The organism is Nitrobacter sp. 62-13, from assembly GCF_001896955.1.
Lineage (GTDB): Bacteria > Pseudomonadota > Alphaproteobacteria > Rhizobiales > Xanthobacteraceae > Nitrobacter.
In genome coordinates this window covers 1-8,879 of sequence record NZ_MKRN01000083.1, presented here as the reverse complement: position 1 = coordinate 8,879, position 8,879 = coordinate 1, and the positions used below count along the sequence as shown (strand labels likewise).

The 8,879-nt window shown below is 63.8% G+C and carries 10 protein-coding genes; 4 read left to right on the top strand and 6 right to left on the bottom strand.

All coding sequences use genetic code 11. The features are described 5' to 3' along the window. Both BGN91_RS07800 and BGN91_RS07795 read left to right on the top strand, forming a co-directional pair. A partial coding sequence (locus BGN91_RS07800) for a sigma factor-like helix-turn-helix DNA-binding protein (RefSeq protein ID WP_292612017.1) occupies positions 1-173 on the top strand: 173 nt, incomplete at its 5' end. Between the two features lie 163 nt (positions 174-336). Beyond that, positions 337-900: a type 1 glutamine amidotransferase domain-containing protein gene (locus BGN91_RS07795; RefSeq protein WP_292612015.1), complete on the top strand. Its 564-nt coding sequence runs from the start codon at positions 337-339 to the stop codon at positions 898-900. 29 nt (positions 901-929) lie between these two features. Here BGN91_RS07795 and BGN91_RS07790 read toward each other — a convergent pair whose 3' ends face one another. From BGN91_RS07790 to BGN91_RS07775, 4 genes are all read right to left on the bottom strand, one after another. Beyond that, positions 930-1,514, bottom strand: coding sequence for a hypothetical protein (locus tag BGN91_RS07790; RefSeq protein WP_292612013.1), 585 nt, complete (start codon positions 1,512-1,514; stop codon positions 930-932). Positions 1,515-1,640: 126 nt separating this feature from the next. Beyond that, complete coding sequence (locus tag BGN91_RS07785) at positions 1,641-2,258, bottom strand: hypothetical protein (protein WP_292612011.1); 618 nt, start codon at positions 2,256-2,258, stop codon at positions 1,641-1,643. 87 nt (positions 2,259-2,345) lie between these two features. After that, a complete protein-coding gene (locus BGN91_RS07780; protein WP_292612009.1) occupies positions 2,346-3,713 on the bottom strand; it encodes an MFS transporter in 1,368 nt (455 codons plus the stop codon). A gap of 87 nt (positions 3,714-3,800) precedes the next feature. After that, complete coding sequence (locus tag BGN91_RS07775) at positions 3,801-4,436, bottom strand: hypothetical protein (RefSeq protein ID WP_292612007.1); 636 nt, start codon at positions 4,434-4,436, stop codon at positions 3,801-3,803. Positions 4,437-4,604: 168 nt separating this feature from the next. On the opposite strand from BGN91_RS07775, the gene BGN91_RS07770 reads away from it, so the two are divergent. After that, the gene (locus BGN91_RS07770) at positions 4,605-5,423 is read left to right on the top strand and encodes a lytic murein transglycosylase (protein WP_292612005.1); all 819 of its coding nucleotides are present in this window, start codon (positions 4,605-4,607) and stop codon (positions 5,421-5,423) included. A gap of 108 nt (positions 5,424-5,531) precedes the next feature. Here BGN91_RS07770 and BGN91_RS07765 read toward each other — a convergent pair whose 3' ends face one another. Continuing rightward, positions 5,532-6,473: an OmpA family protein gene (locus tag BGN91_RS07765; protein ID WP_292612004.1), complete on the bottom strand. Its 942-nt coding sequence runs from the start codon at positions 6,471-6,473 to the stop codon at positions 5,532-5,534. Positions 6,474-7,238: 765 nt separating this feature from the next. On the opposite strand from BGN91_RS07765, the gene BGN91_RS07760 reads away from it, so the two are divergent. Continuing rightward, positions 7,239-8,456: a GGDEF domain-containing protein gene (locus tag BGN91_RS07760; protein ID WP_292612002.1), complete on the top strand. Its 1,218-nt coding sequence runs from the start codon at positions 7,239-7,241 to the stop codon at positions 8,454-8,456. 193 nt (positions 8,457-8,649) lie between these two features. Here BGN91_RS07760 and BGN91_RS07755 read toward each other — a convergent pair. Beyond that, on the bottom strand, positions 8,650-8,879 hold a 230-nt coding region (locus BGN91_RS07755), incomplete at its 5' end, for a sigma factor-like helix-turn-helix DNA-binding protein (RefSeq protein ID WP_292612000.1).

The window sequence follows — 8,879 nt, the reverse complement described above, 5'->3', positions numbered from 1 at the left end:
GCGTGCTGCGCATGCGCTTCGGCATCGGCATGAACACCGACCACACGCTGGAGGAAGTCGGCCAGCAGTTCTCGGTGACGCGCGAACGCATCCGCCAGATCGAGGCCAAGGCGCTGCGCAAGCTGAAGCATCCGTCGCGCAGCCGTAAACTGCGTTCGTTCCTCGACAACTAGCTTCTGTCTTCACGGACGCGTGCAGCACGAACTGCTGCGCAGCGGCCCGGCGATCCATCGACCAGCAGAACGGCGGGCCGCAAGGTCCGCCGTTTTTGTGTCATGAAACATTCGCTCCGCCGCGCCGTTGTCCGGGCTCACGCAATGCGAACGGAGACACGCCATGGCGGAGCAACTCAAGGGCAAGCGCATTCTCATTCTCGCCACCAACGGTTTCGAGCAGTCGGAACTCGAGGTTCCGCGCGACCGGCTGAAGGCCGCGGGCGCCGAGGTTCATGTCGTCTCGCCGGAGGCGGGCGAGATCAAGGGCTGGGACAAGAAGGACTGGGGCCGCGCGGTGAAGGTGGACAAGCCGCTCTCGGCCGCGAAGGCCGATGACTATGACGCCATCGTGCTGCCCGGCGGGCAGATCAATCCGGATCTGCTGCGCGTCGACAAGGATGCGCTGGCGCTGATCAAGGCCTTCTACGAATCGGGCAAGACGGTGGCCGCGGTATGCCACGCGCCCTGGCTGCTGGTGGAGACCGGCATCGCCAAGGGCCACCGCATGACCTCGTATCACTCGATCCGCACCGACGTCATCAATGCCGGCGCGCGATGGGAGGACAGCGAGGTCGTGACCGAGGAGGGCGTCGTCACCTCGCGCAATCCCGGCGATCTCGAGGCGTTCAGCGCCAAGATCATCGAGGAGGTGCGCGAAGGCCGTCACCAGCGCCACGCGGCGTAACGCCGGGCCGGGCGTTCGGCATCATTCCATCAAATCGCCGGCGGATCGTGCGGGTCGTAGTCGTGAGTCCGATTGGTGCCGATCTTCTTCCAGAACGGCCAGATGAACGTGGCGCCGGCCGTCAGCGGGCCGATCGCCTGCCATTCATGCAGGTCGATCACCAGCACCGCCGGAGTCACCACGAACAGCAGTGCCGTTACGACGCCGAGCGCCAGCATCGCCTTGCGGTAGGTCGCCGAGACACCTGCGGTGAAGCGAATGGCGCCTTCCGGCGCGTCCGCGAGGCGCTCGTGCAGCGCGTGGATGAAGTCGCGAAAGACCGGCTTGCGGGCGCGGTCGGCCTTGCCGTCGATGCCCGCGTCGGTGACGAGGAGAAAGCGGCCGCCGCGAAAATCGATGCGGCATTTGTCGACGGCGTCCTTGCCGCCGGCATCGGGTATATTCACGGAGACGACGTCGGTCCAGAGTTGCCGGCCCGCTTCGCCGGCCTGGTTGCGCCAGGCGATGGCCGAGTCGCGCCCGGCGTCGATCAATGCCACGCCGTGGCTCGCGCTGCGCCGGAAGTAGCGCTCGCCGTTCACCAGGTAATACAGGTCATAGGCCGTCGAGGCCATGGCGGATGCTGGCTCGATCATGTATCGAGCATAGCGCTTTTTTGCCCGCTCTCGAAGCGGTTTTCATGCCGCCTCGCAGCGTACGGGGCGCGAAAGCCGGGTTCCCGGATCGACACCTCGGCTTGTTCAGTCCATCAGCTCACCTGGCGGAAAGCGCGGGTCGTAGTGGCGCGGGCGATTGGCTTCGATCACCTTCCAGAACGGCCAGACGAAGGTCGCGCCGGCCGCGAGCGTGAGCAGCACGCGCCAGTCCCGCACGACGAACGCCAATACGAGCGGCGTGCCGACGAAGAACAGCGCAGCGATGAGGCCGATGACCGTCATCACCTTGTGGCGCCCTTCGGACGCGCCGGCATTGAATGCGATGGTGCCGGCCGGGGCCTGCGTCAGCCGCAGATGCAATGCGCGGACGAAGTCGCGATAGACCGGTGTGCGCGCGTGATCGACTTCGCCGGTAGTGCCGCCGTCGGTGACGACGATAAAATGACTGTCGCGAAAATTGATGCGGCAGTTGTTGACGATGTCCTTGCCTGATGTGGCGGACGTCATGTTCACCGAGACGATATCGGTCCACAGCCTGCGGACCGTCTCGGCTTCTTCAGGATGCCAGGCAATCGCGGACTCGCGCCCGGCGTCGATCAGCGTCACGCCATGGTTTGGATTGCGCCGGAAGTAGCGCTCGCCGTTCACCAGGTAATACAGGTCATAGGCCGTCGAGGCCATGGCGGATGCTGGCTCGATCATGCGAAGAACATAGCGGATTTCCGTGCGATGTCGAGGCAGCTTACAAGTTGCATCGCGCGGGCGGCGGCGCGGAATCCGGCTGCAGAATCAAAAGAAAGACGGCTCGGCCGGTTTTTGATTTTCATGTTCTACAGCGTGCTCAGCACGCTCCGATTCCCGTTCCGCGTTCTCTTCCTTCTCCGCGTTGCTCTCCTGCACAAAGCCTTCCGGCACACCGACGGACGGATCGGCGGGGTCGAGTTCGTCCGACGTAACCACGCCGCCAACCGGCGCGGTGGTGACGAGATCGAAGCTGGTCTTCTCGGTGATGTTCGACGGCGCCTGCACCAACATGCGATACAGCACGTAGAGCGCGAGCGCGGCCTCGACAACAGCGGTGAACAGGAACAGCCGTCGCGGTCCCTCGGGCGTGATGAAGGCGGTTGCAGCAAGCGGTCCGATCACCGAGCCGAGACCGTTGGCGAGCAGCACGGTTGCCGCCGTCGCCACCATGTCCTCGGCGGGCGTCTTGTCATAGGCATGTGCGGCAGCGAGTGAATAGCCTGGCAACGCGAGCGCGCCGAACAGGAAGCCGAAAGCCAGCATCAAGGGCCCGGTGGCGGCGAGCAGCCACATCGCGACGCTGGCGGCGGCCCCGGCGATCAGCAGCCCCAGCAACACCAGGCGGCGGTCGACGCGGTCGGACAGCCGCCCCGCCGGCCATTGCGCCAGCGCGCCGGCAAGCACAGCGATGCTCATGAACAGCGCGACCTCGCCGTGATCGAGCCCGGCGCCGGCCGCCGAAACCGGCGCCAATCCCCAGAATGCCCCATTCGCGATGCCGATGGCGAACGCGCCGATCAACGCCACCGGCGCGGCGTCGTAGAGCTGACGCGGCTGCAAGCGAAACAGTGTGACCGGCGCCGGCTGCGCCGAGCGCGTCAGCGCCACCGGCACGATGGCGAGCGCGGCGAGGATCGCGGCCAGCATGAACGAGCCGTCGCTTTCGATCGGATAGAGATTGATGAGCGACTGCCCGCCGGCCACCGCGAGATAGTTCACGATCACATAGGCCGACATCACGAAACCGCGCGTGGCGTTGGTTGCTCTGTCGTTGAGCCAGCTCTCGAGCACGAGATAGAAGCCGGCGAGCGCGAAGCCGGTGAGGAGACGGAACAGGCTCCATGCCAGCGGCTCCGGTATCAACCCATAGGCAAGCGTGGTTGCGGCGGCGACTGCGACCATCGCGGTGAAGGTGCGGATGTGGCCGACGCGCAGCACCACGTGCGGCGCGAACAGGCAGCCGGCGACGAAGCCGACATAGTAGGCCGAGCCCATCACGCCGAGTGCGACGGTCGAGAACCCGTCGGCCTGCCCGCGCAGCGGCAAAAGCGTGAACTGCACGCCGTTGCCGGTGAGCAGTAGCGCCGCGGCGAGCAGCAGCGAGGCGATGGGACGAAGGTTGCGCAGGATCAATTATCATCCGTCGAAATTCTGACGGAAGTCTTAGCGTGCAAAGGCAACAAAAGTGCGGCGCCGCCCGGCTATCCGCGGCGAACGCGCTCAGTCCATCAGTTCGCCCGGCGGCTGACGCGGATCGTAGGTTCGCGGCCAGTTGTCCTTGATCATCTTCCAGAACGGCCAGATGAAGCTGGTGCCGGCGGCCAGCGGGCCGAGCGCGCGCCATTCGCGCAAGATCATCACGAGCCCCGGAGGCGTCGCCACGAACAGCAGCCCTGAGACCGCGGCCAGGGTCAGCATCACGACATGGCGGGCCTGCGAGATGCCGGCGGAGAAGCGGATGGTGCCCGGCGGCGCCAGCGCGAGTCGGCTGTGCAGCGCGCGGACGAAATCGCGATAGATCGGCGTTCGGGCATGATCGGCCTGGCCGGTGGTTCCGGCATCGGTGACGACGAGGAAGCGGCCGCCGCGAAAATCGATCCGGCAGTTGTTGACGACATCTTTTCCGGAGGTCCCCGACGTCAAGTTCACCGAGATGATGTCGGTCCAGAGTTGCCGGCCCGCTTCGCCATTTCCGGTGTGCCAAAGAATCGCGGAGTCGCGCCCGCCGTCGATCAGCGACACGCCGCGGTTCAAATCGTGCCAGAAAAAGCGTTTGTCGTTTACGAGGTAATACAGGTCATAGGCCGTCGAGGCGGCGGCGGGTGCCAGTTCCGGTGCTGGCGCGGTTGCCATCATGCGGGGAGAATAGAGCGTTTCATGGTCCGACAGAAGTCGTCACGTCATGGCAGGTTCATGAATCGAGCGGGCTCCCCCTCCCGCTTAGGCGTCGCGCGCGCCGCCGTTAATCATCGCGCCGCCACAGTCATGCTATAACCGGCGTCGATTCAGAAAAAAGGGATTGCAATGAAACTCCGGTTCGCCGTCGCCTTCGCCGCCGCCCTTCTCGCCGCACCCCTCGCATCGACAGCCGCTTTCGCCGCGCAATGCGGTGGCGACTTCAACACCTTCGTTGCCGCGATGTCGCGGGAGGCGGCGGCCGACGGCATCTCGCAGGGCGTGATTTCGCAGGCGCTCGGCGGCGTGCAGCTTGACCAGGCGGTGCTGAACTTCGACCGCCGCCAGCGCGGCACCTTCCGCAAGAGTTTCGAGCAATATGCCGCGACCCGCGTCACCGCCGGCCGCATCAAGGGCGGCAAGGCGATGCTGATGCGTCATGCCTCGCTGTTGTCGCGGATCGAAAAGCAGTTCGGCGTGCCGCCGGAGATCCTCGTCGCGATCTGGGGACTGGAAACCGACTTCGGCCGTGGCGACATGGGCAAGCTGCCGGTGTTCCGGGTGCTTGCGACCATGGCGCATGACTGCCGGCGCAGCGATCTGTTTCAGCGTGAGTTGCTGGCTGCGCTCAAGATCCTGCAGCGGGGCGACCTGCGGCTGAACGACATGATCGGCGCCTATGCGGGCGAGATCGGGCAGACCCAGTTCCTGCCGTCGTCCTACATCAAGTACGGGGTCGACTACGACGGCAACGGTCACGTCGACCTGCGGCATTCGGTGCCGGACGTGCTGGCCTCGACCGCGAATCTTCTGAGGACCAACGGCTGGAAGGCCGGCGGCGACTATCATCAGGGCTCGGCCAATTTCGAGGCGATGCGGGAGTGGAATCGCTCCGAGGTCTATCGCAGGACCATCGGCTATTTCGCCGACAAGCTGGCCGGGCAGTAAGGCCGCCATGGCGTTTTCGAGCGAAGCCGATATCCGGTTCGCGCCAAGAAAACGCGTAAAACAAAAGAAATGGAGCCCGGCCTTGATTCCATCAAAAGCCGGATAGCTCTACGGCTGTACCAGTTCGACCCGGCGATTGAGCGCGCGGCCCGCTTCGGTGGCGTTGGAGCCGACCGGCGCGAGCAAGCCGACGCCGGCGGTGCTGAGCCTGGTCTTGGCGATTCCGTAATTGCGCGCGAGATCCTCGGCCACCGCCTCGGCGCGGCGGCGCGACAGGTCGAGATTGTAGGCCGGCTTGCCCTGGCTGTCGGTATGGCCGACGATATAGACGTTGAGACCGGGCTGACCGCTCAGGAGTTTCGCGATCTGGTCGAGGGTCGGCCGGCTTTCCGGTTTGATCACGGCCTTGTCGGTGTCGAAATAAAGTCCATAAAGCGCGATGTGACCGGTCTCGCCGAGCCCCTTGGCCATTGCGGCGGCATCGACCATCTTGTTCTGCATCGCGTCGCGTTCGGCGACGGTGAGTTGCGCGACGACGTCGTCGTTGTTCTTGCTGACCAGCACGCTGGCATAGGTCTCGCGCCCGTTCTCGACCTTCCGGCCGGCATAGTAGCGGTAGTTGAAGCCGTCGACCCACATCTGCGGTATGGGCAGCACGTCGATCGCCTCGGTGAAGGGAATTCCGCCGCAGGCGTCGACGTCGCATGCGAGCAGCGTCTCGAAACCGGCGTTTGCCAGTTGGTTCTCGAAATTGCGGGACACTTCCAGGATCGAGGGGCCGGGCCCCGTGCGGTAGGCGATACGGGAAATGCGGCCTTCCACCCTGCGCGGGTCAGTGGCCTTGCCGTCCTTGAACGGCGCGGCCTGGAGGTTTGCGGCGTCGAAATCCTTGACGTCATAGCCGGTGATGACGCTGCCCTTGAAGCGGCCGATGCCGGGATAATCGTGCGATTTGGCGCCAGCGCCGGCCGCCGCTGCCGCCGGCGTCGTCGGACCAGGAAGCAGGTAGATGACGAGGGCAGCGGCAACAGCGAGAGCCAGGCGCGGCATGGATCGGACCTCTTGATGAAAAAATTTGCAGACCGGGATGAAAGCGGCTTTGACTATGCGGCGGGAGCGCCAGGAGGTCTATGATCAGGCCGTGCAAATTTGCAGTTGGCGCGTTGTCCCCGCCGCCGCCGGCCTAGCGCTGAAACGCGGTTAGCATGAAAAGCGGGCCGAAGTGGTCTTGATCGCTCGGCTGCCCTGATCCGAGAAGAAACCCGCACGCGAATCTGTCGTCTCACGCGCCGCCGTCATCGAAGGCCCGGGCGCAGCGAACCACGCCCAAGCCTTTAAGAAAATACTACTTCTTTTTCTTCGCGGCCTTTTTGGCCTTCTTCACCGTCTTCTTCGCCGTCTTCTTTTTCGCTTTCTTAGCCATAATATCCTCTTAGGGTTAAATGGTTGAAGCGCGACTTCGAGGCGTGCTCGGCGGAGGGTCATCCTCGCAACAGCCTCGGATGGCGATCCGAACAGATTCGGGTCAACCTGTCCTCGCGGTGTCACGCAGCCTCCATCCCCTTATCCACAGGTGTTGTGCGTGGCGACCGCGTTTTCCGCGCCGACCGATATAGCGAGTCGCGAGAGACCGCCGGCTCGACCGGGTTGTCGGGAGAGAGGGAACGGTGTGCGGCATTCATGGTTTCAAAACCACGGCATAGGGTCGTTTCGCTGCGGTGAGGTTCCGTTAAGCGGTGCGACTGCACGCTGGCCGGACGACGGGAAAAGCCGGGACACGAAGAGGAGGCCGGGCGGAGACGCTCTGAACTCGCGATGCTGAGCGTACCGACGCTGTGGGTGGTGTTCGTGGTGAACTTCCTGGCGCTGGGTCTGGTCTGGACCTACGTCGTGCGGAGCTATCCGACGCTTGTCGCCGCGCGATATTGGGCCGCGGCCGCCTTCGCCGCCGCCTTTTTCGCCGCACTAGCCATGCTGCGTGGCCCGTTGGATTCAATGCTGCCGCTTCTACTTGGCGGCGGTGGATTGATTTTCGCGATCTGCCTTTGCACGATGGGAATCCAACGCTTCTACGACCGGCCCGTCTCCTGGAAAGCCACGATTGTCATCGTCGGAACGAGCATCGCGGGACTCGCTTTCTTTCTGTACGTACACGACGAGGTGCGGCTGCGCGTCTTTATTTATTCGATGGGTCAGGCGACGCCGATCGGCATGACGCTGAAGCTGGTACTGTCGCGCGAGGACGGTCGCATCAATTCAGGAGCTCAGCTCGCGGGTATCGTCGGGGTGCTCATCATTTGCATCGGCGTGATCAGGTCCGTTTGCGGATTTCTCAATATCGGCGGCGGAGTATCATATGTTAACTTCAGCAGCCTTCAGGCCGCGTTGTTGATCGTTCTCGTATTCCTGTCGATGACCTGGAATTTCGGTTTTTTGCTGATGGCGATCGATCGGCTGCGCAACGAAGTTGTCGATCTTGCGCTGGTGGACGACCTCACCGGCGTCGCCAACCGGCGGCAGTTGCTGAGCCAACTGGAGGAGGCATGCGCGATGTCGCAGCGGAGCGACGAAACTTTCGTCCTCCTCGTGGTCGACCTCGACGGCTTCAAGGAAATCAACGACACGCACGGTCATGCCGCAGGGGATGCCTGCCTCCGGCATTTCACGTTGATGGCGCAGATGCAGTTGCGGCCGGGTGACCTGCTGGCGCGGACCGGTGGCGACGAGTTTTGCATTCTCTTGCCGGCGACAGCGCTACGCGAGGGGGCAGTCATCGCCCAGCGCGTCCTGAATGCATGTCGTGAAGACGCCGCAGGATGCACAGGCGCCGACGTCCCGATCGCGGCATCGATCGGGCTTGCCCAGTGGACGCGGGAGATCGGAATCTGTTCGGAGCGCCTTCTCGCCGTTGCAGATCAAGCCCTTTACGCGGCCAAGAACCAGGGCAAAAATCGGTATGCGGCCTGCGATTTTGCGCCGTCGATTGCGCCTGATTTCCCACAGGAGCAGGCCGTCCTGCATCAGAAAACGTAAGCGTTGCGAGAGGATTTTCCGGCCAAGTGAGTTCGGTTCGCCAAGAAATGCGCGCGTCAAACTTGCAGGAATTTCTGATCGCAAAACCGGTATCGCTTTTGCGGAATACGTACCGGGCCGGCGATCCTTCTTACCCGCAAATTAAAAGGCCGGCGTTGCCGCCGGCCTTGATTCTGAGAGCGAAAACTGCCGTTTAGCGGGCGGCTTCCAGAGCGGCTTGCTCCTGCCGTGCGATCGCGGTCTTCACTGCCGATTGCACCTTCTCGAAGGCGCGGACCTCGATCTGCCGCACGCGTTCGCGGGATACGTTGAATTCGGCAGCGAGATCCTCCAGCGTCATTGGCTCATCGGCGAGGCGGCGCGCCTCGAAGATGCGGCGTTCGCGCGGATTGAGCACGTCCATCGCGCCGGTCAACGCCTGAC